This is a genomic window from Sphingomonas bacterium, from assembly GCF_028292945.1.
Lineage (GTDB): Bacteria > Pseudomonadota > Alphaproteobacteria > Sphingomonadales > Sphingomonadaceae > Sphingomonas.
The window spans coordinates 1-23,393 of sequence record NZ_JAQGLJ010000089.1 but is presented as its reverse complement, the minus strand read 5'-3'; the positions used below and the strand labels follow the sequence as shown (position 1 = coordinate 23,393).

General features: G+C 68.4%; 22 protein-coding genes. 10 read left to right on the top strand and 12 right to left on the bottom strand.

Annotation, left to right across the window (positions count from 1 at the left end; translation table 11 throughout):
• The first annotated feature begins 279 nt into the window (after positions 1 to 279).
• The 5 genes from JWN21_RS10320 (at position 280) to JWN21_RS10300 (ending at position 7,531) form a co-directional block, all read left to right on the top strand.
• Complete coding sequence (locus JWN21_RS10320; protein WP_299649400.1) at positions 280 to 4,164, top strand: YadA-like family protein; 3,885 nt, start codon at positions 280 to 282, stop codon at positions 4,162 to 4,164.
• 72 nt (positions 4,165 to 4,236) lie between these two features.
• The gene (locus JWN21_RS10315; protein WP_299649397.1) at positions 4,237 to 5,352 is read left to right on the top strand and encodes a DUF2827 family protein; all 1,116 of its coding nucleotides are present in this window, start codon (positions 4,237 to 4,239) and stop codon (positions 5,350 to 5,352) included.
• Positions 5,349 to 5,915 carry a hypothetical protein gene (locus tag JWN21_RS10310; RefSeq protein ID WP_299649394.1) on the top strand — a complete coding sequence of 189 codons (567 nt, stop codon included), beginning with the start codon at positions 5,349 to 5,351 and terminating at the stop codon, positions 5,913 to 5,915. The genes JWN21_RS10315 and JWN21_RS10310 overlap by 4 nt, the downstream gene beginning before the upstream one ends.
• Positions 5,915 to 7,054 carry a DUF2827 family protein gene (locus JWN21_RS10305; protein ID WP_299649391.1) on the top strand — a complete coding sequence of 380 codons (1,140 nt, stop codon included), beginning with the start codon at positions 5,915 to 5,917 and terminating at the stop codon, positions 7,052 to 7,054. Before JWN21_RS10310 ends, JWN21_RS10305 begins: the two co-directional genes overlap by 1 nt.
• Positions 7,055 to 7,126: 72 nt before the next feature.
• Positions 7,127 to 7,531: a DUF2147 domain-containing protein gene (locus JWN21_RS10300; RefSeq protein ID WP_299649388.1), complete on the top strand. Its 405-nt coding sequence runs from the start codon at positions 7,127 to 7,129 to the stop codon at positions 7,529 to 7,531.
• Between the two features lie 4 nt (positions 7,532 to 7,535).
• Here the strand turns inward: JWN21_RS10300 and JWN21_RS10295 are convergent, their stop codons facing one another.
• From JWN21_RS10295 to cyoA, 6 genes are read right to left on the bottom strand one after another with little or no spacing between them, the layout of a single operon-like run.
• Complete coding sequence (locus JWN21_RS10295; RefSeq protein WP_299649385.1) at positions 7,536 to 9,407, bottom strand: ABC-F family ATP-binding cassette domain-containing protein; 1,872 nt, start codon at positions 9,405 to 9,407, stop codon at positions 7,536 to 7,538.
• A 32-nt stretch (positions 9,408 to 9,439) separates the two neighbouring features.
• The gene (locus JWN21_RS10290) at positions 9,440 to 10,102 is read right to left on the bottom strand and encodes an SURF1 family protein (RefSeq protein ID WP_299649382.1); all 663 of its coding nucleotides are present in this window, start codon (positions 10,100 to 10,102) and stop codon (positions 9,440 to 9,442) included.
• A gap of 23 nt (positions 10,103 to 10,125) precedes the next feature.
• Positions 10,126 to 10,455, bottom strand: a complete 330-nt coding sequence (gene cyoD, locus JWN21_RS10285; protein ID WP_299649379.1) for a cytochrome o ubiquinol oxidase subunit IV — start codon at positions 10,453 to 10,455, stop codon at positions 10,126 to 10,128.
• A complete protein-coding gene (cyoC, locus tag JWN21_RS10280) occupies positions 10,452 to 11,060 on the bottom strand; it encodes a cytochrome o ubiquinol oxidase subunit III (RefSeq protein ID WP_299649376.1) in 609 nt (202 codons plus the stop codon). Before cyoC ends, cyoD begins: the two co-directional genes overlap by 4 nt.
• Positions 11,053 to 13,038, bottom strand: coding sequence for a cytochrome o ubiquinol oxidase subunit I (gene cyoB / locus JWN21_RS10275; protein WP_299649373.1), 1,986 nt, complete (start codon positions 13,036 to 13,038; stop codon positions 11,053 to 11,055). Before cyoB ends, cyoC begins: the two co-directional genes overlap by 8 nt.
• Positions 13,031 to 14,101: a ubiquinol oxidase subunit II gene (cyoA, locus tag JWN21_RS10270; protein WP_299649370.1), complete on the bottom strand. Its 1,071-nt coding sequence runs from the start codon at positions 14,099 to 14,101 to the stop codon at positions 13,031 to 13,033. Before cyoA ends, cyoB begins: the two co-directional genes overlap by 8 nt.
• Before the next feature lie 64 nt (positions 14,102 to 14,165).
• Here cyoA and JWN21_RS10265 point away from each other — a divergent pair, with 64 nt between their 5' ends.
• A complete protein-coding gene (locus JWN21_RS10265; protein ID WP_299649367.1) occupies positions 14,166 to 15,497 on the top strand; it encodes an MFS transporter in 1,332 nt (443 codons plus the stop codon).
• 132 nt (positions 15,498 to 15,629) lie between these two features.
• Here JWN21_RS10265 and JWN21_RS10260 read toward each other — a convergent pair whose 3' ends face one another.
• Together JWN21_RS10260 and JWN21_RS10255 are read right to left on the bottom strand one after the other, a co-directional pair.
• Positions 15,630 to 16,529 carry a dienelactone hydrolase family protein gene (locus JWN21_RS10260; RefSeq protein WP_299649364.1) on the bottom strand — a complete coding sequence of 300 codons (900 nt, stop codon included), beginning with the start codon at positions 16,527 to 16,529 and terminating at the stop codon, positions 15,630 to 15,632.
• 47 nt (positions 16,530 to 16,576) lie between these two features.
• Positions 16,577 to 17,302 carry a response regulator transcription factor gene (locus JWN21_RS10255; RefSeq protein WP_299649361.1) on the bottom strand — a complete coding sequence of 242 codons (726 nt, stop codon included), beginning with the start codon at positions 17,300 to 17,302 and terminating at the stop codon, positions 16,577 to 16,579.
• Between the two features lie 380 nt (positions 17,303 to 17,682).
• On the opposite strand from JWN21_RS10255, the gene JWN21_RS10250 reads away from it, so the two are divergent.
• The 3 genes from JWN21_RS10250 to JWN21_RS10240 all read left to right on the top strand — a co-directional run bounded on the left by JWN21_RS10250 (position 17,683) and on the right by JWN21_RS10240 (position 19,855).
• The gene (locus tag JWN21_RS10250) at positions 17,683 to 18,981 is read left to right on the top strand and encodes an MFS family transporter (RefSeq protein ID WP_299649358.1); all 1,299 of its coding nucleotides are present in this window, start codon (positions 17,683 to 17,685) and stop codon (positions 18,979 to 18,981) included.
• Between the two features lie 84 nt (positions 18,982 to 19,065).
• The gene (locus JWN21_RS10245; protein ID WP_299649355.1) at positions 19,066 to 19,518 is read left to right on the top strand and encodes a GreA/GreB family elongation factor; all 453 of its coding nucleotides are present in this window, start codon (positions 19,066 to 19,068) and stop codon (positions 19,516 to 19,518) included.
• A 64-nt stretch (positions 19,519 to 19,582) separates the two neighbouring features.
• Positions 19,583 to 19,855 (top strand): hypothetical protein, encoded by a 273-nt coding sequence (locus JWN21_RS10240; protein WP_299649352.1) that lies wholly within the window; start codon positions 19,583 to 19,585, stop codon positions 19,853 to 19,855.
• Between the two features lie 105 nt (positions 19,856 to 19,960).
• Here JWN21_RS10240 and JWN21_RS10235 read toward each other — a convergent pair whose 3' ends face one another.
• The 4 genes from JWN21_RS10235 to JWN21_RS10220 form a co-directional block, all read right to left on the bottom strand.
• The gene (locus JWN21_RS10235) at positions 19,961 to 20,254 is read right to left on the bottom strand and encodes a hypothetical protein (protein WP_299649350.1); all 294 of its coding nucleotides are present in this window, start codon (positions 20,252 to 20,254) and stop codon (positions 19,961 to 19,963) included.
• A 57-nt stretch (positions 20,255 to 20,311) separates the two neighbouring features.
• A complete protein-coding gene (locus tag JWN21_RS10230; protein ID WP_299649348.1) occupies positions 20,312 to 20,866 on the bottom strand; it encodes a fasciclin domain-containing protein in 555 nt (184 codons plus the stop codon).
• Between the two features lie 81 nt (positions 20,867 to 20,947).
• Positions 20,948 to 21,643 (bottom strand): anti-sigma factor, encoded by a 696-nt coding sequence (locus JWN21_RS10225; RefSeq protein ID WP_299649345.1) that lies wholly within the window; start codon positions 21,641 to 21,643, stop codon positions 20,948 to 20,950.
• Entirely contained in the window at positions 21,640 to 22,197 is a 558-nt protein-coding gene (locus tag JWN21_RS10220; RefSeq protein ID WP_299649342.1) for a sigma-70 family RNA polymerase sigma factor, read from the bottom strand. Before JWN21_RS10220 ends, JWN21_RS10225 begins: the two co-directional genes overlap by 4 nt.
• A gap of 135 nt (positions 22,198 to 22,332) precedes the next feature.
• Between JWN21_RS10220 and JWN21_RS10215 the strand changes: the two genes are divergently transcribed.
• On the top strand, positions 22,333 to 23,393 hold a 1,061-nt coding region (locus tag JWN21_RS10215), incomplete at its 3' end, for an alpha/beta hydrolase (RefSeq protein ID WP_299649340.1).

Genomic DNA, 23,393 nt, shown 5'->3' with positions numbered 1-23,393 from the left:
TCACTTGTCGAGAGCATTTCCCGTACAGAACCGGGCCAAATTCCGCAAGCGAGGCTGACGGTCGCATCGTCCCAATCTGCGGGACGGTTTACCTTATACTTGGAGATACTTACGCTAGACCGTCCCGCAAATTGGGACAGTTCCCGGCGGGTTCGGGGGGTGCGCGCGATTGACAGTCGCGCCGCCGTTAGCACAATAGAAACCATACCGCGGCCGGCGGGGGATTCGGTAACACCGCCGAACAAGCCGGACCAGCGGATGCGTATGGGGGTTTTCGCGATGACCAATTCAGTCACGGGCCGGATCCGTCTGGCCCTGCTCGCCGGCGTCTCGACGGCGGGTCTCACCGCGCTGGGCGCCGTGCCCGCCGGGGCTCAGGTCATCTCCGGCACGCCGAACACCTCCACGCAGACCGCGGTCGGCTCCACGTCCACCGCGTCGGGCCCGAACGCAACGGCGGTCGGCGCAGGCGCGTCGGCCACGGGCAGCGAATCGGTTGCCGTCGGCGGCGCCGACCCGGTCGGTGGCGGTGGCACCAACTCCAGCACCACTGCGTCGGGTGCTTTCTCCACCGCGGTCGGTTCCGGCGCGCAGGCAATCGCCGAAGCGGCCACGGCGCTTGGTCAGTCCGCTCAGGCGTTGAGCCTGAACAGCATGGCGCTCGGCGCGGGAGCGCGTGCAGCCGGCGCGAGTGCGACGGTGGTCGGCACCGGCGCCTTTGCCAATGCGGCTGGCGCGATAGCACTTGGCGGTGCCTCCACCGGTGTCCTTACCAGTGCCAGCGGCGTTGACTCGATTGCGATCGGTCGCGGAGCAAGCGTTCTGTCGGGTGCATCCAACGCGATCTCGATCGGCAGGAACAGCAGTGTTCTGGGGGCCGGGCTGGACGCCATCGCGATTGGCAGTGGCGTTACGGTGAACGCTGCTTCGGCAATCGCCATCGGGCAGGGTGTGACGGCGAACGGCACGAACGCGGTGGCTATCGGCCTCTCGTCGGTCGCCAACGGCGAGTCGTCGCTGGCATTCGGGCGAAGTGCCGTTGCGAGCGGCCTGGAGTCGATCGTGCTCGGCAGAGGCGCGAGTTCGACCGGCGATTATTCGCTGGCGCTTGGCGGCCTTTCCAATGTCACCGTCTTCGGAGGGCTTGCGCTTGGCGACAGTGCCGAGGTCACCGGCGGCACCGAGAATGTCGCACTCGGCACCGGATCGATCTTCGGGAGCATCGAGGCCGCCGGACTTAGCTCATCGAGCGTATTCACGCCCAGCGGCGCGAACCGGCTGGGGGCGCTGGCGTTCCAGGCGCCGACCTCCACGGCGGGCGTCTCGGTCGGCGTCGTCGGCAACGAGCGCCGGATCGTGAACCTGTCGGCCGGTCGCGTGACCGGTAGCTCGACGGACGCGGTCAACGGGTCGCAGCTGTTCGCGGTCGCCGACGCCACCAACACCCAGTTCGTCTCGACCTCGACCAGCCTCGCCGGACTCTCCAGCTCGCTGGCCGCGGTTTCGACCTCCGCGCTCACGGCGGATCAGTCGCTCACCACCTCGCTGAGCGGTGTGTCCGCGTCCACCTCCACCGCGACCGCGTCGCTGGCCACCTCCTTGTCCGGCGTATCCGCGTCCACCTCCACCGCGACCGTGTCGCTCAACACGTCGCTGTCCGGCGTCTCGGCCTCCACCTCCCTGGCGACCGCGTCGCTGACGACCTCGCTCTCCGGCGTGTCTGCGTCGACGTCCACCGCGACCGCGTCGCTCGCGACGTCGCTGTCCGGTGTCTCGGCATCGACCTCGACGGCGACCGCATCGCTGGCGACCTCGCTCTCCGGGGTGTCGGCCTCGACCTCCACCGCGACCGCGTCGCTCACCACGTCCCTGTCCGGTGTCTCGGCATCGACCTCGACGGCGACCGCTTCGCTGACGACCTCGCTGTCCGGCGTGTCGGCCTCGACTTCCACCGCGACCGCCTCGCTGACGACCTCGCTGACGGGTGTCTCTTCGTCGGCGCTCACGGCCGACCAGTCGCTGACCAGTTCGCTGACCGGCGTGTCGTCGTCGGCGCTCACCGCCGATCAGTCGCTGACCAGTTCGCTGACCGGCGTGTCGTCCTCCGCGCTCACCGCCGATCAGTCGCTGACCAGCTCGCTGACGGGCGTGTCGTCTTCCGCGCTCACCGCCGACCAGTCGCTGACCAGCTCGGTCACCGGCCTGTCGACCTCGACCACCAACGCGGTCAACTCGCTCACCACGTCGCTGAGCGGCGTGTCCGCCTCGACCTCGACCGCCGTCGTCTCGCTGACGGACTCGGTGACGGCGCTGTCGACCTCCACCACCAATGCGGTCACCTCGCTGACCACATCGGTCACCGGGCTGTCGACCTCCACCACCAACGCGGTGAATTCGCTGACCACATCGCTGAGCGGCGTGTCCGCCTCGACCTCGACGGCAGTGGTCTCGCTGACGGACTCGGTGACGGGGCTGTCGACCTCCACCACGGACGCGGTCACCTCCCTGACCAGCTCGGTCACGGGACTGTCGACCTCCACCACGGACGCCGTCACCTCGCTGACCACGTCGCTTGGCGGGGTGTCGGCGTCGACCTCGACCGCTACCGCATCGTTGACGGACTCGGTGACGGGCCTGTCGACATCGACCACCGCGGCGGTGACGTCGCTGACCTCGTCGGTGACGGCCATTTCCAGCTCGGTCACGCAGCAGAGCTCGGCCTTCTCCTCTTCGATTGCGGCCAACTCGAGCTCGACCGCCGGTAATTCGACCAGCATCGCCGCCGTGTCCACGTCCACCTCGACGGCAACGTCCTCGCTGACGTCATCGCTGACCGGTGTATCGTCGTCGACGGCCACGGCGACCGCATCGCTGTCGTCGCGGATCGGTACGGCCGAGACCAGCGCATCGGGCACGAGCACTTCGCTCGCCAATGTGTCGACCTCTCAGGTCAACATCTCGGCTTCCGTCTCCCAGCTGGCGCAGTCGACGATCATCACGCGCGGCAACAACGCCTCCAACTTCGCGGTGGCCAACGCTTCGGGCAACGACTCGACGGCGATCGGCGCGGGCTCGACAGCCTCTGGAACGGGTTCGTTCGCGGGTGGTGCCGGTTCGGTGGCATCTGGGCCGGAGTCGGTAGCGATCGGCCGCAATGCGATCGCGCGGAACGGCCGCGCAACCTCGATCGGCTCCGGCAACACGGCAAGCGGCGACGGCGCGGTGGCGATCGGCGATCCCAACGTTGCGACCGGGCAGGGCGCCGTGGCGATCGGCGCAGACAACACCGCCACGGGGCAGGGCGCGGTCGCACTCGGCAACCTCTCCAGCGCGATCGGCCTGTCGGCGGTGGCGATCGGCAACACGGCGAACGCCAATGCGGCGAACGCGATCGCGATCGGCAACACCTCGTCCGCAACGGGCGCCGGCAGCGTCGCGATCGGGGCGAACTCGACCGATGGCGGCCAGACCAACGTCTTCGCCGTCGGCGGCACGGCGGCGGGCACGCAGCGTCGCATCGTCAACGTCGCGGCCGGCACGGTGTCGGCGACCTCGACCGATGCGATCAACGGCGCACAGTTCCAGACGCTGTCGACCAGCATCGACACGCGGTTCGCGAACTTCTCGCCCAACCAGACGACTGCCGCCAATGCCATTGCGCTGGGCACGGGGGGGTCGGCGGTCGCGGGCGGCACCGCCTTCGGCAACACCGCGCGCGCGACGGGGGCGAACAGCACCGCGATCGGTTTCAACTCGACCGCTTCCGGGGCGAACTCGGTCGCGATCGGTACCGGTTCGATCGCGAGCGATCCCAACACGGTGTCGTTCGGCTCGGCCGGCAACGAGCGCCGGCTCACCAACGTCGCGCCGGGCATCAGCGGCACCGATGCGGTCAATCTCGACCAGTTGATGAGCGTGCGGCGGACGGTCAACCAGGCGGAGGGCGGCGTTGCCATGGCGCTGGGTGCCGCAACCGTGCACCTGCCGCTCGAACCCGGCGAGATGGGGATCGTCGGCTCGGTCGGCTATTATCGCGGCGAGACGGGCGTCAACCTGAAGTACCAGGCGCGGCCATCCGAGAACGTCGTGGTCGGCGCGACGGTCGGCGTGACGACCCGTTACGGGGATGTCGGCGCCTCGGCGGGCATCGGCTTCAAATGGTAAGCCGCTGACGATCTGCTATTACAGGGCCGGTCCGATAAATGCGGGCCGGCCCTTTTTGCCTTTCGGAGCGTCATGGCCAGTTTACGTGTCGGCATAACCTTCAGTCGCTCGGCCGAAGACATTGCGAGCCTGCTCTGGTCATCGGGAATCAACCAGAACGCGGTGCTGGCGGTAATGGCGTTCCGACGCTTGCCGATCGTCGCGGACACCTTCGTCGTCGATTGCTCGGGCCTCTCGGCACCTCACCCCCTGGCGACCTGGGCGGGCGTGCCGACCCTGAGTCCCGCAGATGCCGCCGAGCGCTGCGACGTGGTGATCGAGATCGGCGCGCGTGCGCCGGTGGTCGACATGGAACGGCTGCGCGCGCGCGGGGGCAAGCTGGTCTCCTACATGGCCGGTAACGCGATGGCGATGAACCTGGAGGCGCTATCGAGCGGGCTGTCGCATGGCGAGATACCCAGCCTGGTCCCCTTCGACGCGGTCTGGATCACGCCTCAGCACTGGCACATGAACCGTGACCTCTGCCGCATCATGCGATCCGACAAGGTCACCAGATGCCCGCACATCTGGGACCCGATCTTCTTCGATCTGTTCGCGCGCACCCACGCATTGAACCCGTTCTACCGGCGCGAGGATGCAGCGCGGCCGTGGCGGATCGCGGTGATGGAGCCCAACATCAATGTGCTCAAGACGTTTCATCTGCCGATGTTGGTCGCCGAGGAGGCATATCGCGCCCGACCCGAGCTGATCGACCGGGTGCTGCTGTTCAATACCTTGCACCTTGTCGGCAACCCGCACTTTGATGACATCACGACCGGACTCGACTTGCACAAGTCCGGCAAGATGTTCGCGGAAGGGCGTTTCGCCACGCCCGTGATCCTTGCCGAGCACGCCGACGCCGTGGTCGTTCACCAATGGGAGAACGACCTCAACTATCTCTACTGGGACGTGCTGTGGTCCGGGCACCCGCTGATTCACAACTCGCCCTCGGCGCGCGATGTCGGCTATTACTACACCTCGTTCGACCCCGCCGATGGCGGCCGCGTGCTCGCGGACGCACTTGGCCGCCACCGCGACCGCGCGGGAACGGCGAGGGCGGAGGCGCTCGACTTTCTGCGCCGCTTCTCTATCGACCAGCCCGCCGTCCTCGCGGCCCACGAGGCACTGATCGAGGACCTGTTCGCATGATGCCCCCCCTTCTTCGCCTTTCGGTCGGGGTCGCGGCCGGGATCGCCATGACGCTGGGCGCGCAGCTGGCGCTGGGGCAGGGGGTCGCCGGCGGCTTTCGCCAGACGGCGGAGACGCCGATCCAGCGCCTCAACGCCGCCGTGCAGCAACTCGGGATCCGCAATTGTGCGCCCGTGTTCAGCCAGGCCGGCGCGTTCCTGTTCGAGGACGCCGCGGCGCAGTTCGTCATCCAGCCGCTCGGGCCCGACACCAATCGCTGGCCGACAGTGGTGACGATGGAGGGCACGCATCCCGTCGCCGGCCGCGCTCCGGCGGCGGGGCAGACCCGGCTCACGACGCTGATCGTCGCGCCGGCGGGCAGCTGTGCCGGCATGTACAACCAGGTGATCTACTGGCCCGAGCCGTGCCCGGCGATCAAGGCGCGCGTCTTCAAGAGCTATGGCAGCGAACGCCCGCTGCTCGCCCGCGTGCGGCAGAGCGAGGCCAACCCCGGGCTGCAGCTGTACCTGATGCCCGCCGGCGTGGCCGGCTGCGTGTCGGTCAAGAAGGAGCTGATCGGCTGATGGCGCGGGTCAAACGGCCCAAGCGCAAGGGCTACACCGTCGGCATCACCATCTTCGTCCGCCCCGGCGGCGACCTGGGATTGTACGAGAACGGCCTGCGCCAGAACGTGCTGTTCCTGTGGCAGCTGTTCACCGCCGCGCCGAACTGCGCCCGCGTTCACCTGCTCAATCACGGCGACGGCGAGTTCACCGAATGGCCGCCGGGCATCGGCATGGAGGGCGTGCCGGTGTTTCGCACTGCGGAGGTGGCGGACGAACTCGATTACCTGATCGTCATCGGCGCCGCAGTCGACAATGCCGCTTTGGATGCACTGCGCGCGCGGGGTTGCCGCGTGATCGGCTACAAGGGCGGCAACGCGGCGGTGATCTCGATGGAAGCGATGATCGCCCGCCCCGTGCGCACCGATGCGGAACGCTATGGCGACGTGGGCCGCTACGACGCGCTGTGGATGACGCCGCAACACATCCACACCTACGCGGGCTGGGCCCGCACCGTGTACCGCGTGCCGGTGCACGAGGTGCCGCAGGTGTGGGCGCCGACCTTCATCGACAATCGCGCCGCGCACCTGGAGGGGCGGTTCGGCTACAAGCCCGGGCGCGAACGGTGGCGGGTGGGCATCATGGAGCCCAACATCACGATCATGAAGACCTCGCACGTCGCCATGCTCGCGTGCGAATCCGCGTATCGCAAGCGCCCGGAGGCGTTCGAATCGGTGCTCGTCTCCAACACCTTCCAACACCGCGAGCAGCCGCATTTCAGGAGCTTCGCCAGCGCGCTCGACGTCGTGAAGGCCGGCGTGATGACGTTCGAACAGCGGTTCGTCTCCGCCGATTTCCTGACCAATCATTGCGACGCGGTCGTCACGCACCATTGGGAGAACGGCCTGAACTACCTCTATTACGAGGTCCTGCACGGCGGCTATCCGCTCGTCCACAACTCCGCCTGGCTCAAGGACTGGGGCTATTACTATCCCGATTTCGGCGCGGAAGCGGGCGGCGACGCGTTGCTCGCCGCCTTTGCCACGCATGACGAGCGGCTGGACGAATACCGCTCGAATGTCGCCGAACTGGTCGCACGGCTCGCACCGTCGCACCCGGACAACATCAAGCTGCACGAGCAACTGCTCGTCGACAGCTGAACGCCGCGCTGCCTTATCCGCGCCACGGTGGGCGTACAGGCGGGCAAGGAATTATCGCGGACTATCAGCCCCATGCGCCTGCTTGCCTTGCCTGTTCTGTTGCTCGCCGCCAGTCCGGCCAGCGCGGCCGAGCCCATCGTCGGCCGCTGGCTGACCGAAAACGGCAGGGCCGTCGTGTCCATCCAGCCCTGCGGCAAGACGCTGTGCGGTCGCATCGCCCGCGTGCTGGTGCCGACGCCTGGCGTGACACCCACCGATCGCAACAATCCCGACCCGAGGCTGCGCGGCCGACCCGTCCAGGGTCTGGAAATCCTGAGCGGCTTTACCGACGGCGGCAAGACGTGGCGCGGTCGGATCTACGATCCCGAGGCGGGCAAGTCGTACAAGTCGATCGTCACGCGCGAACCCGGCGGCCTGAAGGTGCAGGGCTGCGTGATGATGTTCTGCCGGTCGCAGCACTGGAAGCCGGCAGCCTAGGCGATCAGGCGGCCAGCTTCTCCGCCAGTTTTTCCAGCGCCTCGCTCGCCTCCAGCCAGCGCGCCTCGGCCGCCTCGATGCGCGCGTCGAACTCGGCGCGCCGCTTCATCAGCTCGGTCATGCTGAGCTTCGCCAGGGGCGCAGCCGCGGTCGCGGGGGCGAACATCGCCTGGTCGATGGCGGTGCGATCGGCGGTCAGCCTCGCCAGTTCCGCCTCGGCGTCGCGGGCCTCCTTGCGGCGCACCGCGTCTGCCTCGCGGCGCTCGGCGGCAGCCTTGGGCGACTCCTTCTTGCGCTTCGGCTCGGCCGGCTTCGCGTCGCCGGCGAGGATCATCGCCACATAATCGTCGAGAGTGCCGTCGAATTCGCGCGCGGTGCCGTCGTCGACCAGCACCAGGCGGTCCGCAGTGGTCTCGACCATGTGGCGATCGTGGCTGACCAGCATCACCGCGCCCTTGTACTCGTTGAGCGCGCGGACCAGCGCCTCGCGCGCGTCGACGTCGAGGTGATTGGTCGGCTCATCGAGGATCAGCAAATGCGGCGCGTCGCGGGTGATCAGCGCAAGCGCCAGCCGCGCCTTCTCGCCGCCCGACATCTTGCCCACGACAGCGGTGGCACGATCGCCCGAGAAGCCGAAGCGGCCAAGCTGAGCGCGCACCGCACCGGGGCTGGCGCCCTTCATCACCCGCGTCATGTGGGCGAGCGGCGTGTCGTCGGCTTCCAGTTCCTCGACCTGATACTGGGTGAAATAGCCGACGCGCATCTTGCCCGACGCGTTCATCTCGCCTTCCATCGGCGTCAGCTGCGCGGCGAGCAGGCGCGCGAGCGTGGTCTTGCCGTTGCCGTTGCGGCCGAGCAACGCGATCCGGTCGTCGGGGTCCATGCGCAGGTTCAGGCGCTTGAGGATCGGCGTGTCGGCGTATCCGACCGCCGCCATGTCGAGCGTGATTAGCGGCGGGCGCAGCTCGCTGGGATCGGGGAAGTCGAACGACAGCGTCGGATCGTTCGCCAGCTCGGCGATCGGCTGCATCCGCGCCAGCATCTTCTGCCGGCTCTGCGCCTGCTTGGCGGTGGAGGCGCGCGCCGAGTTCCGGGCGATATAGTCCTGCAGCTTCGCGCGCTGCGCGTCCTGGTTCGCCTTGGCGGCGGCAAGCTGTGCCATCCGCTCCGCACGCTGGCGCTCGAAGGCGTCGTATCCACCCGGGTAGAGCGTGATCTTGCCCTGGCTGAGGTGGAGGATGTGATCGACGATGTTGTTGAGGAAATCGCGCTCATGGCTGACCACGACGATCGTCGCGGGATAGGTCCGCAGGAAATCCTCCAGCCACATCACCGCCTCCAGATCGAGATGGTTCGACGGCTCGTCCAGCAGCAGGAGGTCGGGCTTGGAGAAGAGCAGCGCGGCAAGCGCCACGCGCATTTTCCACCCGCCCGAAAAGCTGTCGAGCGGCTGCTGCTGCATCGTCTCGTCGAAGCCGAGCCCGATCAGGATCTGACCGGCGCGCGCGGGCGCAGTGTAGGCGTCGATCGCGATCAGCCGCTCGTACACGTCGCCCAGCCGGTCCATGTCCTCGGTGTTCTCGCTCTCGTGCATCAGCGCGGCGCGCTCGGTGTCGGCGGCGAGCACAGTGTCGAACGGAGTGGAGTCGCCCGAGGGGGCCTCCTGCGCGATATAGCCGATGCGGGCACCGCGCGGCATGTCGGCGGAGCCCTCGTCCGGATCGAGCAGACCCGCGACAACGCGGACAAGCGTCGACTTGCCTGCGCCGTTGCGGCCGATCAGGCCGACGCGGCTGCCCGGCGGCAGCACGGCGGCGGCGCGGTCGAGGATCGTGCGCCCGCCGAGGCGCACCGTGATGGCATTGATGTTGAGCACGCGCGGGCCCCTAGCAGACCCGCACGCGTTCGTCAGCGGCGGAGTCGCACCAGTCGGAACATTGCATATGCCGTCAGCGCGGCGAGGCCGAACCAGGTCAGCGCGTAGATCAGGTGGTTGTTGCGAAAGGCGACCACCGTCAGCCCGCCGACCGGATTGCCGCGGCCGCCCGCGGGCGCGTCGATGAAGTAGGGTGCGACCGCGCCGAGCTGTTTTGCACGCGCGATCGCCGCGACATCGCGCGAGAACCAGCGATCGCGCGCCGGATCGTTGGCGCGCAAAAACCCGCCCCCGGGCTCGGTGAGCCTCAGCAGCCCGGCGATGACAACCTCGCCTGCCGGCCGGTCGATTGCTGCCGCGCCGCCCGCAGAAGCCCCTCCCCGGCTTTCGCCGGGGAGGGCGGATAGGGAAGTCACGAACCCGCGATTGATCAGCACCGTCCGCGCGCCCACCAGCGGCGTGATCAGCCAAAAGCCTTCGCCGCGCTCCGTCACCGCCTTGACCCACGTCTCGCTGCCATGCCTGAAGCGACCGCGCACCGCCACGCGGCGATAGGCGTCGGCGGGCCCTGCAATCGCAGGGGCGGGGACCGGCGCGGCAGCGATATTGCGCTCCACCTGCGCGATCAGTCTCAGCTTCTCGGCCCGCCGCTGCAGCTGCCACACGCCCAGCCCGATCAGCAGCGCCACCAGCATCGCGCCGACAGCCAGCCACCAGCTTACATCCCGGGCATGCCGGGCATCGTGTTGGTGTTGATGTGGTACATGATCCATATCGACCCGCCGACCATGATTGCGACGATCACCAGCGTGAACACGAACGCGATCAGCGTCCAGCCGCCCTCCGCCTTGGTGTCGAGGTGCAGGAAGCAGACGACGTGCACCCCCACCTGAACGGCGGCGCAGGCGAAGATCGCGATCGCGGTCGCGGGCACGCTGTTCAGCGCGCCCGTCATGACGAGCCAGAAGGGCAGGGCGGTCAACACCACCGACAGCGCGAAGCCGACCGCGTACCCGCGCCGCGAACCCTGTGCCTGCTCGTCGCTCACCGGATCATCCCGAACAGATAGACGAAGCTGAACACCGCGATCCAGACGATGTCGAGGAAGTGCCAGAACATCGCCAGGCACACCAGCCGACGGCGATTGGCGACAAGCCCGTGCTGGCCGATCTGCGCCACCAGCACGCCGATCCACACCAGCCCGGCGGTGACATGCAGCCCGTGCGTCCCCACGATCACGAAAAAGGACGACAGGAACGCGCTGCGCTGCGGCGTCGCGCCCTCGGCGATCAGGTGCGCGAACTCGTACAGCTCGACCCCGACAAACGCCGCGCCCAGCAGCGCAGTCACGGCCAGCCACCCTTGCGTCTCGCGCACGCCGCGCGCCAGCATCGCGAAGCCGAACGTCAGCGACGACACCAGCAGCAGCCCGGTGTTGACCGCCACCAGCCGCAGGTCGAAGATCTCGCGCGGCACCGGCCCGCCGGCATAGCTGGTCGACAGCACGCCGAAGGTCGCGAACAACGCCGCGAAGATCAGCGCGTCGCTCATCAGGTATATCCAGAAGCCCAGCACCGTCGCGTCGCCGGGCGGGTGCTCCTGTTCGTCGGTGGCGTACCAGATCACGGGCTCGTCCTTGGAAGCCTCAGCCATCGGTGTTCGCCAGCCGCTCGGCTTCGATCCGAGCCACCTCTTCCGCCGGAATGTGGTGATCGCGATCGCGCACGAAGGTGTGGCCGATGCCGACCGCGAGCAGCCCGGCGAAAGCGACTGCGGCCAGCCACCACATATACCAGACCATCGCGAACCCCAGCACCAGCGCCAGCGCCGACAGGTACACGCCCGTGCCCGTGTTGCGCGGCATGTGGATCGCTCTCCACCCCCCCTGCGGCGCCCGTGCGCCGCGCCCCTTCATGTCGTACCAGGCATCGAGCCGATGCACGACGGGTGTGAACGCGAAATTGTACGCAGGCGGCGGCGAACTGGTCGACCATTCCAGCGTCCTGCCGCCCCACGGGTCACCGGTTGCGTCGCGCAACCGGTCGCGGCGGACGATGCCCATGACGATGCTCATCAGGAAGCCGAAAATGCCGATCGCGATGATCACGACGCCGATCGCCGCCAGCACGAACCAGAATTGCAGGTCCGGATCGTCGAACTTGCGCACCCGGCGCGTGGTGCCCATCAGTCCGGCGACGTACATCGGCGTCCACGCGATCCAGTAACCGACCACCCAGCCCCAGAAGCCGACCGCACCCCACCAGGGGTCGAGCCTGAAGCCGAACGCCTTGGGAAACCAATAGACGATCCCGGCGAACAGTCCGAACACCACGCCGCCGATGATGACGTTGTGGAAGTGCGCGACCAGGAACAGCGAGTTGTGCAGCACGAAATCCGCCGCCGGCACCGCCAGCAGCACGCCCGTCATGCCGCCGACGACGAAGGTGAGCATGAACGCCACCACCCACATCATCGGCAGATCGTAACGGATGCGCCCGCGGTACATCGTGAACAGCCAGTTGAAGACCTTGGCGCCGGTCGGGATGGCGATCACCATCGTCGCGATGCCAAAGAAGGCGTTGACGCTGGCGCCCGAGCCCATGGTGAAGAAATGGTGGAGCCACACCAGCCACGACAGGATGGTGATGACCACCGTCGCATAGACCATCGACGCATAGCCGAAGAGCGGTTTGCCGCTGAACGTCGAGGTGATTTCCGAATAGATGCCGAACGCGGGCAGGATCAGGACGTAGACCTCGGGATGCCCCCACATCCACACCAGGTTCCAGTACATCATCGGGCTGCCGCCCGCCTCGTTGGTGAAAAACGCGGTGCCGACATAGCGGTCGAGCAGCAGCAGCGCGAAGGCGGCGGTCAGCACGGGGAAAATGGCGACCGCCAGCACGTTCGAACACAGCGCCGTCCAGCAGAAGACGGGCATTTTCATCATCGTCATGCCCGGCGCGCGCAGCTTGACGATGGTGGCGACCATGTTGATCGCCGACAGCGTCGTGCCGATCCCGGCGATCTGCAGCGACCACAGGTAATAGTCGACGCCGGTATCCGGGCTGTATTTGAGACCCGACAGCGGCGCGTAGCCCAGCCAGCCGGTACGCGCGAACTCGCCCACGAACAGCGACACCATCGTCAACACCGCGCCCGACGCGGTCAGCCAGAAGCTGAGGTTGTTGAGGAACGGGAACGCCACGTCGCGCGCGCCGATCTGTAGCGGCACGACGTAGTTGACGATGCCGACCACCAGCGGGATGGCGACGAAGAAGATCATGATCGTGCCGTGCGCGGTGAAGATCTGATCATAATGATGCGCGTCGAGATACCCTTCGGCACCACCATGCGCGATCGCCTGCTGCGCGCGCATCATCACCGCATCGCCGAACCCGCGCACCAGCATGACGATACCCAGGATCACGTACATGATGCCGATCTTCTTGTGATCGACGCTGGTGAACCACTCGCGCCACAGCCAGCCCCACAGCCGATACCGCGTGATCGCGGCGACGATGGCGGCGCCGAGCAGAGCCACCACGGCAAAGGTGCCGAGGATGATCGGCTCGTGGATCGGGAACGACTCGATCGTAAGCCGTCCGAAGATCGTCTTCCACTCAGGCATGTGCGCCTCGCGGCGGCAGTGCGGTCGTGTCGCGTTCGCGCGGCCCCGGTCCGGCCGGCTTGGGCGCACGCGAGCCGGAGCCCGCTTCGGGGTTCTTCTGCAATGCGGGCACCGGCTTGTCGCCCGTCGTCCCACGACCGGGCATGGTCCCGGACCCAAGGCGCGCATTGCCGGGATCACCGCCGCCGCGCCGCATGTCGCCGCGCATGGTGTCGCTCATGCAGGGCGTGTTCGGGCGCACGCAGCGATTGACGATGCGGGCGAACAGGTCCGACTGGACCCGCCCAAAGCGCAGCGCCGGCACCTTCTCGCTCGGCTTCTCCAGCTGGAGATAGGCCGGCACGGCGAGCGGCTGGCCGCCCTTCACATGCGCTACCCAGCGGTCGAACCCCGCGCGGTCCATCCCGCGCAGGCGGAAACGGTGATCCGAATGGCCCGCACCGGTGTAATTGCCCGAATAGCCCCAGCTCTCTCCCGGCCGGTTCAGCACCGCGTGCAGCGTCGATTCCATACCGGGCATGGCATAGATCATCCCAGCCATCGTCGGCGCATAGAAGGTGCTCATCTGGCTGACCGAGGTGATCCGGAACCGCACCGGCACGTCGACCGGCAGCGCCAGTTCGTTGACGGTGGCGATGCCCTGCTCCGGCAGGATGAACAGCCACTTCCAGTCCATCGCCACCACCTGCACCTCCAGGTGAGGCGCGTTCGCCGCCAACGGCTTGCCCGCCGCGATGCGATCGAGCGGACGGAACGGGTCGAGCAGGTGCGTGCTGGTCCAGGTCACCGCGCCGATCACGATCACGATCAGCAACGGCACCGACCAGATCAGCAATTCCAACCCGGTCGAATGATCGAAGTCGGGATCATAGGTCGCGCCCGCATTGCCGGCCCGATAGCGCCACGCGAACAGCACCGTCGCCGCCATCACGGGCACGACGACCAGCAGCATCAGCGCGGTCGCGATGCCCAGCAGGTTGCGCTGTTGCAGTGCCACGTCGCCAGCCGGGTCCAGCACACCGCCGCTGCACCCGCCCAGCAAGGCGGCGCAACCCGCGACCAACAGCGTTGGACAGCGTCGCAAGCGCGACCTAAGCGGTAGGGAATGGCGTGAACGGATCGGCAGCATGAACGCACTTGCCTCTGCGACCTCCACGCCGCTGGAACGCGACGCCCGCCTTGTCAATGCGCGCGAGCACCGCGTCCGGCCCGGCGAGATCGCGATCGGCGTGGTGATCGGCCGCGCGTCGGAGTATTTCGACTTCTTCGTCTATGCGCTCGCCTCCGTGCTCGTCTTCCCCCGGCTGATCTTCCCCTGGGCGGACCCGCTGACGGCTACGCTGTATTCGTTTGCGCTGTTCGCCGTCGCTTTTGCCGCGCGGCCGTTCGGGACGCTGTTGTTCATGTGGATCGACCGCCACCACGGGCGCGGGGTCAAGCTGACGATCGCGTTGTTCCTCCTCGGCGGCTCGACGATGGCGATCGCGCTGCTGCCCGGCCATGCGGAGATCGGCGCCGCGGCGGCGTGGCTGCTGGCGCTGTTCCGCGTCGGGCAGGGGGTGGCGGTGGGCGGCGCGTGGGATGGGTTGCCGACGCTCCTGTCGCTCAACGCCCCTCGCGAAAAGCGCGGCTGGTACGCGATGGTGCCGCAGCTCGGGGCGCCACTAGGTCTGATCGTGGCGGCGTCGCTGTTCGCCTATTTCCTGTGGGTGCTGACCCCGCGTGACTTCCTGGCCTGGGGCTGGCGCTATCCATTCTTCGTGGCGCTGGCGATCAACGTCGTCGCGCTGTTCGCGCGGCTGCGGCTGGTCGCAACGCCCGAGTTCACGCGGCTGTTCGAACAGGGCGAGCTTCAACCCGCGCCGGCGTTTCGGACGATGGTCGAGCAGTGGCGCATCATCCTGCTCGGCGCGGTCGCGCCGCTCGCCAGCTTCGCGCTGTTCCATGTCGTCACCGTGTTTCCGCTCGCCTGGGTGATGCTGACGCAGCCACGGCCGCTGGAGCAGTTCCTGTTGATCGAGATCGGCGCGGCGGTGGTCTTTCTGCTCGCCTTGGTCGCATCGGGCGTGACCGCCGACCTGATCGGGCGGCGCAAGGTGCTGGGCTGGTCGGCCGTCGCGATCGGCGTGTTCGGGTTCGCAGGCCCGCCGTTGCTCGGCTGGGGCATTGGCGGGCAGGTCGGCTTCATGCTCGCGGGCGCGGCGCTGCTCGGGCTGGCGTTCGGTCAGTCGTCGGGCGTGGTCAACGATCGCCTGCCGTCGGCCGCGCGCTACACCGGCGCGGCGATCGTCGCCAACGCCGCCTGGTTCACCGGCGCGGCGTTCGCGCCGCTGGTGGCGCTGTTCCTTGCCAGCAGGCTGGGGCTGTGGGCCGTCGGGCTGTACCTGCTGTCCGGCGTTGCCTGCACGCTGGGCGCGCTGTGGATCAACAAGCACTGGGCGACGCACCCGTCCGAGTGAGCCGCTGGTAAGCGTCTCAGTCCCTCCCCGGCGAAAGCCGGGCCCCAGCCAAGCAAAGATGCCGCGCGGTAGCGCCGGTCGGCGCTGCGCACCGACACTGGGCTCCGGCTTTCGCCGGGGAGGGGGCCCAGGTCAGCCCAGACGCTTGCGGAACAACGCCAGCGTGCGCGCCCAGGCGAGGTCCGCCGCCGCCTTGTCGAACCTGGGGGTGGTGTCGTTGTTGAACCCGTGCTCGACGCCGGGATAGACGAGGATCTGCGCGCGCGTCTTCGCTGCCTTCAGCGCCGCCTCCGCCGCCGGCCACTGTGCGTTGACCCGTTCGTCGTTTGCGGCGAGGTGGACGACCAGCTCTGCCTTGATCGCGGGGATGCCCTCGATCGGCGGTGGCGAGCCATAGAAGGGCGCTCCCGCGCGCAGCGACGGCATCCGCGTCGCCAGTCGCCCGACGATCCCGCCGCCATAGCAGAAACCGGTCGCGCCCAGCTTGCCGTTGCCGTCGGGCAATGCCTCGGCCCAGCGGGCGGCGGCGAGGAAGTCCGTGAAGATCCTGGCCTGGTCCAGCTTCCCGAACAGCGCCCGCGCCGCGTCCTCGGTGCCCGGATAGCCGCCCAGCGCGGTCAGCGCGTCGGGTGCGACCGCGATGAAGCCGGCGGTGGCGAGCCGCCGCGCGATGTCCTCGATATGCGGGTTCAGCCCGCGATTTTCATGGATCACCAGCACCACCGGCTTGCGCGACCGCCGCGACGCGCCTTTCGGCCTGGCGACGTAGGCCTTGATCGTGCCGGAGCCCTCGGGCGAGGCGATGTCGACGCGCGTTGTCGCGATCCGCTTGTCGTCGGGGGCGACCACCTGCGCGCCGACGAAATCCGGAGTGAGCGCGCCCAGCACCGCGCTGGCCGCCGCGACGCTGCCCAGCACCCGCGCCGATCCGTCCAGGAATCCGCGCCGGCTCAGGCTTCCATGCACATATTGGTCGAACAGCGTCAGCACCTCGCGCGGAAAGTCCGCTGCCGTCTTGCGATCGTCCGTCACGCTGCACTCCCCGGGGTTGTCTTTCATCGGCTTAGGGCACGTGCGGCTCAAATCCAGCCCCGCTCGCGCGCCCTGATCGCCGCGTCCGTGCGGTTTCGCGCGCCGATCGTGGCGATCGCGCTGGCGACATGGGTCTTGATCGTCGCGGGCGAGACGCCGAGTTCCAGCGCAATCCGCTTGTTGGAGCACCCGCTCGCCACCAGCTGCAGCACCTCGCACTGGCGCGGCGACAGGCGTGCCGCTTCGCTGCTCGCGGGGGCCGGCGCGCGCGGGTTTCGCGCCGCCAGCACCAGCTCCAGCGCGGCGTTCAGCGCCTCAGGTTCGGCGTTGCTGTCGGCCGGCAGCACCGCCGGCGCGAGCGCGCGCAGCCGGCCGCTGCGATCGACCGTCGCCTCGCCGCGCGCCGCCAGATCGCCAAGCGCGGCGGCGACCTGCTCGGCGAGCATCGCCAGCCAGGCACTGTTGACCGCCTGCCGCCGCATGGTCGCCGCCGCCCTACCAGGCGCCGTGGTGGTGAGCAGGAACAGGCGGCTGTACGGCGCGCCGGGGCTGACATTGGCATAGCGCACGCGCTCCAGCAGTCGCTCCGCATGCCGATCGGCGGCCCCGGCCAGGCTCAGGCGCAGCGCCGTGCCGGCCCCGCCCGTAACTCGCCCGATGCGTCTGTCGTCGAGATACAGGTCGCTGCCCATCCGCGTATAATTCGTGCCGGCGAGATCCAGCGACAGCGTGTCGCCCGGGCAGCCGTTGATCGAGCGCACCGTCAGCACCATCGCCGAGCAGGGCTCGTTGCATGCCGCCGGTGGTTCGAACGCCGGCCCCCGTCGGGCCGGTGATGGTTCTCGGCGCAAGGCGTGGCCGTGATGCGACATGGGCGGTCCCCGGTTCGCGGGCCGGGCCCCCGGCACCGCAGCGCCTTTCAATTAGGCCGCAAGCGCGGCGGCAGACATCCCCGATTGTATGGTGTTCTTCGCCCATTCGGCCTAGCCGGTTTGGCCGATGGTGCCTCGTACCATTTGGCGGCATCCGGTGTCGGTGTCCGGTGTCCGCTCCACTGGACCACCGCCGCGCCGTCCGGGGGGAACGGCGCGGCACCCTGATCGCACCTTGACGCCCGCGCGCCGTTCCGACGAAGGTCAGGCGGGAGACGAGCGTGACGAGCGACGAGAAGATGGACGAGGGGCTGACCACGCGCGCGCGGCTGCGGGCGATCATCGCCGGGTCGGCGGGCAATCTGGTCGAATGGTACGACTTCTACGTCTATGCCTTCACCGCCCTGTACTTTTCCGCCTCCTTTTTCCCCAAGGGCGATGTCACCGCGCAGCTGCTGGGCACATCGGGAATCTTCGCCGTCGGTTTTCTGATGCGACCGCTGGGCGGGTGGTTCTTCGGTCGACTTGCCGACCGGCGCGGGCGGCGGCACTCGATGATGGTCGCCATCCTGCTGATGGCGGTCGGCTCCGCGCTGATCGCGGTCGTACCCACCTATGCGCAGGTCGGCGCGGCCGCGCCGGTGCTCCTGCTGCTCGGCCGCATGGTGCAGGGCTTCTCCACTGGCGGCGAATACGGCATCGCCGCGACCTATCTCAGCGAGATCGCCACCAAGGGGCGACGCGGCTTCTGGGCCTCGTTTCAGTATGTGACTCTGATCGGCGGGCAGCTGCTGGCGCTCACCGTTATCCTCCTCGTCCAGCAGTTCGTGTCGGACGAGGCGATGCGGGAGTGGGCATGGCGTATTCCCTTCGCGCTCGGTGCGGTGGCGGCGGTCGCGGTGCTGGCGCTGCGCCGTGACATGCCCGAGACTGCGCCGGATCGGAACAAGGAGGCGGGCACGATGCGCGCGCTGCTGCCGCACTGGCGCGCATTCCTGATCGTGATGGGGCTCACCGCAGGCGGCTCGCTCTTCTTCTACGTCTTCACGACCTACATGCAGAAATACCTGGTCAACACTGCCGCGATGGACGCCAAGACGGCGAACTGGGTGATGACCGCGGTGCTGATTCCGTTCGCGCTGATGCAGCCCGCATTCGGCGCCCTGTCGGACCGCATCGGACGCAAGGCCAACATCGTCATCTTCGGCGTCTGCGCGACGCTCGCCACCGTGCCGTTGCTGACGCTGCTGGGCGGCGTGACGAGTGCTGGCGCGGCGTTCGCGCTGGTGCTGCTCGCGCTGACGATCGCCAGTCCGTACACGGCCGTCAGCGGGCTGTTCAAGGCGGAGCTGTTCCCCGTTCACGTCCGCGCGCTCGGCGTCGGGCTGGCGTACGGGATCGGCAACGCAGCCTTTGGCGGCACGGCGGAATATGTCGCGCTGTCGTTCAAGCAGGCGGGCAACGAGTCCGGCTTCTACTGGTACGCCACCGCGATCTGCGCCGTGGCGCTGATCACCGCCTTGCTGCTGCCCGACACGCGACGGCGCGATCCGCTGAGCGACGCCGACGTCGCCGTCTAGGGCGTCGCTGAGTCACCGATCGAGCGGTAACCGCTTGCGTTCCTTGGCGATCGGGGGAACGCTCGTGCGCAGGGAGTTCGATCGATGAGCGTGGCGTTTCGGCGGGAGAGTGACGAGGAGCATCGCGAGCCGCGTTTCGAGCTGCCGATCCCGGCCGGTCCCAACATCGTCACCGCGCGCGGACTGGATCTGATCCACGCCCGCGTGACGGAGCTGGAGGCGGCGCTGGCCGCCGCCGACGAGGCGGGCAGGGAGGCGGTCGCCAGGGACTTGCGCTACTGGCACACCCGCGCGGTCACCGCAGTGGTTGCCCCGGCCCCGGACGCCGACGAGGTCGGCTTCGGCAGCGACGTGCACATCCGGCTCCGGGGAAGCGAACGCCGCTTTCGGATCGTCGGCGACGACGAGGCCGACCCGGCCGCCGGACTGATCGCCTGGTCCGCGCCGCTGGCGCGCGCGCTGATGGGGGCGATGGCGGGCGAGCTGGTCGCGTTCGGTGGAGAGCCTGACGCGGTGGAGGTGCTTGGCGTCGGCTGATCGGTCGACAGCGCGCGCGCCGGCCAACAGCGTGTTCGCGGGATGCTTCGGGGGAGGCGACTTGATGGCGATCCGGTATCGCGCGCTCAGCCTGCGTCCGGGAGAGGCGTTCAGGGTCGAACAGACGTTTCTCGCCGGCCAGCGCGCACGCGTCGGCGTCGCGGCCGGGGTAGACCCCTTCATCCTCTCGGTGACGAGCGACGGGCGGCCATTGCCCTGCCGGACGGCCCCCGTCGCGCGCAGTGCGGCTGAAACGCCGGCGTGGACGACGCGGGTGACGATCGGCTTGAAGAACACCGGCGCGAAGCCGGGCAAGTTCTACCTGGTCATGCACTGACCCAACCCGAACAAAGCGCTTGCCCGTCGGCTAGCGGCCTTCCCCGGCATACAAAGCTCTTGCCCGGCGAATAAAGGGCGACGCCACCAGCTTCAGCGGCATCGACTAGCGCCGCATGGCCAGGCGCGCGCGAGCATTGAGCAGCGCCAGCGCCCCCGGCCGATCCATCCGCCCCAGCAGCCGAACGATCGCCTCGCCCTCGAAACGGAACGGCGGCGTGCGACGGTCGGGCAGGGTGATAAAGTACCGCCCGATCTCCGCTGGGGGAAGCGCATCGGCGATGTCGAGCAGCCGGAACAACGGTCCTTCGCCCACGATCACGCGACCGCCGTCCTGAACCGACGCACCGGTCGTGCGGACCAGCACCGCTTCCTCGCGCCACGGGATTTGCTTTGCCACAGGATAACCTTTTGCCAGAACCGAGCGGGGGAGGCCGGAGCTTCCCCCGCGCGTCCTTCAGGGCATCAGCACCGTGTCGACGACGTGGATCACGCCGTTGGACTGGCGAACGTCGGCGATGGTGACCATCGACGTGCCGCCCTTGGCGTCCCTCAGCATCAGGCGCTTGCCCATCATGGTGCCGGTCAGCGTGCCGCCCTGCACCGTCGTCAGCCGCGCGGTGCCGCGACCGGCCTTGATCGCCTTGGCGATGTCCTTCGACGTCATGGTGCCCGGAACGACGTGATAGGTCAGGACCGTGGTCAGCGTGCCCTTGTTCTCCGGCTTGACCAGCGTCTCGACCGTGCCCGCCGGCAGCTTCGCGAACGCAGCATTGGTCGGTGCGAAGACGGTGAATGGACCAGGACCGCTCAGCGTCGGCACCAGACCTGCTGCGGTGACGGCAGCGACCAGCGTGGTGTGATCCTTGGAATTGACGGCATTCTCGACGATCGTTCTGGTCGGATACATCGCCGCGCCGCCCACCCGGGGATTGCGCTGGGCGGAGGCGACCGAACTGACGCTCAGCAGCAACGCTGCGGCAGTGATCGAGGTACGAAACGGGGTCGGCATCGCGAATTCTCCAGGCACCCTTCGTGGATGCTGGCCGGAGCTACGGACGCCGCGCCGAGACGGATGCACGGCGTCTGAGATTTATGTGCGGGCGAGCGTACCCTTGGCGACGATCGGTCCCGTCGGCGCGCCGCTGGGCGATCCGCCGAGCGGCTCGATCGTCACGGCCAGCGTCGCAGCCGCCGCCAGTCGTGGGCGGTCGGCGGGTGCGATCGGCAGCGCGGTGACGTTGCCCTGGCGCAGCAGTCCCAGCGAATGCGGAACGCCATCGCCACCGATCACCCACAACTCTGCCGATTTGCCGGCCGTCGCCAGCGTAGCGGCGCTGAGGCGCAACGTGCCCGCGCTGGGATCGAAGATCGCGCTGAGCGGGTCGCCGGCCCCGGTGGGGGCGATGGCGGCGGCCAGCAGCGCGCCCGACAGCGCGGCAGGCGGTGCAGTCGGGACCGGTTCGGGTTCGGGTTGAGCCACCATCAGCGCCAGCATGGCGGCCGCGGCGATGCTCGTCAGCCCGGCGATCGAGGGCCACAGCCAGCCGCGACGTGGCGCAGCCGTCGGTTGATCGAGACGCTGCTCGACCGCCGCGAAGATGTGCGCGCCCGGCTCGACGGCAGGCACTGCGTCGACCAGCACCGCAAACTGATCGCGCCACCACTCCACCTCTGCCGCAAAGCCCGGTTCCGCGAGCACGCGGCGATACGCTGCCGCGCGCTCGGGCCCTTCCAGCACGCCCAACGCCAGTTCGGCGGCCGCGACATCGGGTTCGTTGTCGGTCATGCCTGCAGACACCGCTTCAACGCCTGCAGGCCCCGTCGGACCCAGCTCTTCACCGTACCCAGCGGCACCGCCTGCCGGTCGGCCAGCTCGGCATAGGTCACGCCGTCGAAGAAGGCCGTGCTGATCGTCGCGCGCTGCCGCTCCTCCAGGCCAGCGAGGCAGCCGTGCAGCCGTGCCGCTTCGCCCGCCGCCTCCAGCAGCTCGCTCGCGAGCGGCGCGGGATCGGCCACGTCCGGCGCGTCTGCGAGTGGCGCGGTGGGGCGGCTGCCGCGGGCGCGTCGCCAGTCGATCGCCCGGTTGCGCGCGATCGCCGCCAGCCAGGTGATCGGGCTGGACCGGCCGGGCTCGAACGCGCCCGCACGCCGCCACACCGTCAGATACACTTCTGCCAACACGTCCTCGGCGCCCTGCCTTTCACCACAGATACGCAGGCAGATCCCGAAAAGCTTCGCGGCGGTAAGATCATATAATTTGCGGAATGCGACGCGGTCCTCGGTGCCGGTCAGCACCAGCGCTGCGGTCAGGCGTTCGCGCGCGGCGTCGGTGGCATCCACGGTGCGATGGCTAGCAAAGCCATTCGGCGGCGACAATGCCGCGCCGACTTATGGTGTAACCTCCATCAGTGCCCGGAACCGAGAAGAGAGGCGGCGGTTGGGCAGCCATTGCACCCGTTCATCGCAGGTAAACCCATGGCCCGTCGCTTGAATTTCGGTACCGCCTTGCTGATGGGTGTGTCCGCTCCGCTCCTTGCGCAGTCGGCCCCGTCGCCAAATGCACCGCCGCCACCCCACAACCGCATGGCGTATCCCGCCCCGCCGCGAGCCGCCGCCGACATGCAGGCCGTGCTGAATCAGCTTCCCCTGCTCGGCGCGAAGCCGATCGAAATGCTGACGCCGGTCAAGGCCCGCATCCAGCCCTCGGCCGCCGATGCCGCGCATGCCCTGATGCGCCGCCAGGGCATGTCGACCGCACCGGATCCGGCGGTGACGACGCAGGACCTGCCCTATGGCGCAGACCCGATGCAGTACGCCCGCATTTACAGGCCCGTGGCGGCGGCCGGCGCGGGTCCGCTGCCGATCATCGTCTATTATCATGGCGGCGGCTGGGTGATCGCGGACGTCAACACCTATGACGCCACGCCACGCCTCCTGTCCAAGCAGCTCAACGCGATCGTCGTCTCCGTCGAGTATCGCCACGCGCCCGAATTCAAGTTTCCCGCCCAGCATGACGATGCGGCGGCGGCCTATCGCTGGGTGCTGCAGAACGCGGCCGCCTGGGGCGGCGATGCGGCGCGAATGGCAACCGCGGGCGAAAGCGCCGGCGGCAATCTTGCGGTCGCCACCGCAATTTACGCGAGGGACAATGGCCTCGCAGCACCCCAACATATCCTCGCGGTATACCCCATCGCCAACAGCAGCATGACACTCCCGTCGCGCCGCGACTCCGCTGCCGCCAAGCCACTCAACACCGCCATGCTGAGATGGTTCGGCCATTATTACTCGTCAACGACGGCCGACCAGCAGGACCCGCGCATCAACCTTGTCCGCGCCAACCTTCGCGGGTTGCCGCCCGTCACGATCGTCAACGCGCAGATCGACCCGCTGCGCTCCGACGGCGACACGCTCGCCGCCGCGATCCGCAATGCCGGTGGTCGGGTCGAGCAGCGCACCTTTCCCGGCGTGACGCACGAGTTCTTCGGCATGGGTAAGGTCGTGCGCGGCGCTTACGACGCCAACGAATACGCCGTCGC

Coding starts and splice junctions, on each gene's coding strand:
- cyoB (WP_299649373.1), bottom strand. CDS start 13,038: ATGCCTGAGTGGAAGACGATCTTCGGACGGCTTACGATCGAGTCGTTC.
- JWN21_RS10320 (WP_299649400.1), top strand. CDS start 280: ATGACCAATTCAGTCACGGGCCGGATCCGTCTGGCCCTGCTCGCCGGC.
- JWN21_RS10305 (WP_299649391.1), top strand. CDS start 5,915: ATGGCGCGGGTCAAACGGCCCAAGCGCAAGGGCTACACCGTCGGCATC.
- JWN21_RS10265 (WP_299649367.1), top strand. CDS start 14,166: ATGAACGCACTTGCCTCTGCGACCTCCACGCCGCTGGAACGCGACGCC.
- JWN21_RS10310 (WP_299649394.1), top strand. CDS start 5,349: ATGATGCCCCCCCTTCTTCGCCTTTCGGTCGGGGTCGCGGCCGGGATC.
- cyoC (WP_299649376.1), bottom strand. CDS start 11,060: ATGGCTGAGGCTTCCAAGGACGAGCCCGTGATCTGGTACGCCACCGAC.
- JWN21_RS10255 (WP_299649361.1), bottom strand. CDS start 17,302: ATGGTGCTGACGGTGCGCTCGATCAACGGCTGCCCGGGCGACACGCTG.
- JWN21_RS10225 (WP_299649345.1), bottom strand. CDS start 21,643: ATGACCGACAACGAACCCGATGTCGCGGCCGCCGAACTGGCGTTGGGC.
- JWN21_RS10245 (WP_299649355.1), top strand. CDS start 19,066: ATGAGCGTGGCGTTTCGGCGGGAGAGTGACGAGGAGCATCGCGAGCCG.
- JWN21_RS10315 (WP_299649397.1), top strand. CDS start 4,237: ATGGCCAGTTTACGTGTCGGCATAACCTTCAGTCGCTCGGCCGAAGAC.
- JWN21_RS10240 (WP_299649352.1), top strand. CDS start 19,583: ATGGCGATCCGGTATCGCGCGCTCAGCCTGCGTCCGGGAGAGGCGTTC.
- JWN21_RS10300 (WP_299649388.1), top strand. CDS start 7,127: ATGCGCCTGCTTGCCTTGCCTGTTCTGTTGCTCGCCGCCAGTCCGGCC.
- JWN21_RS10230 (WP_299649348.1), bottom strand. CDS start 20,866: ATGCCGACCCCGTTTCGTACCTCGATCACTGCCGCAGCGTTGCTGCTG.
- JWN21_RS10290 (WP_299649382.1), bottom strand. CDS start 10,102: ATGCTGGTGGCGCTGCTGATCGGGCTGGGCGTGTGGCAGCTGCAGCGG.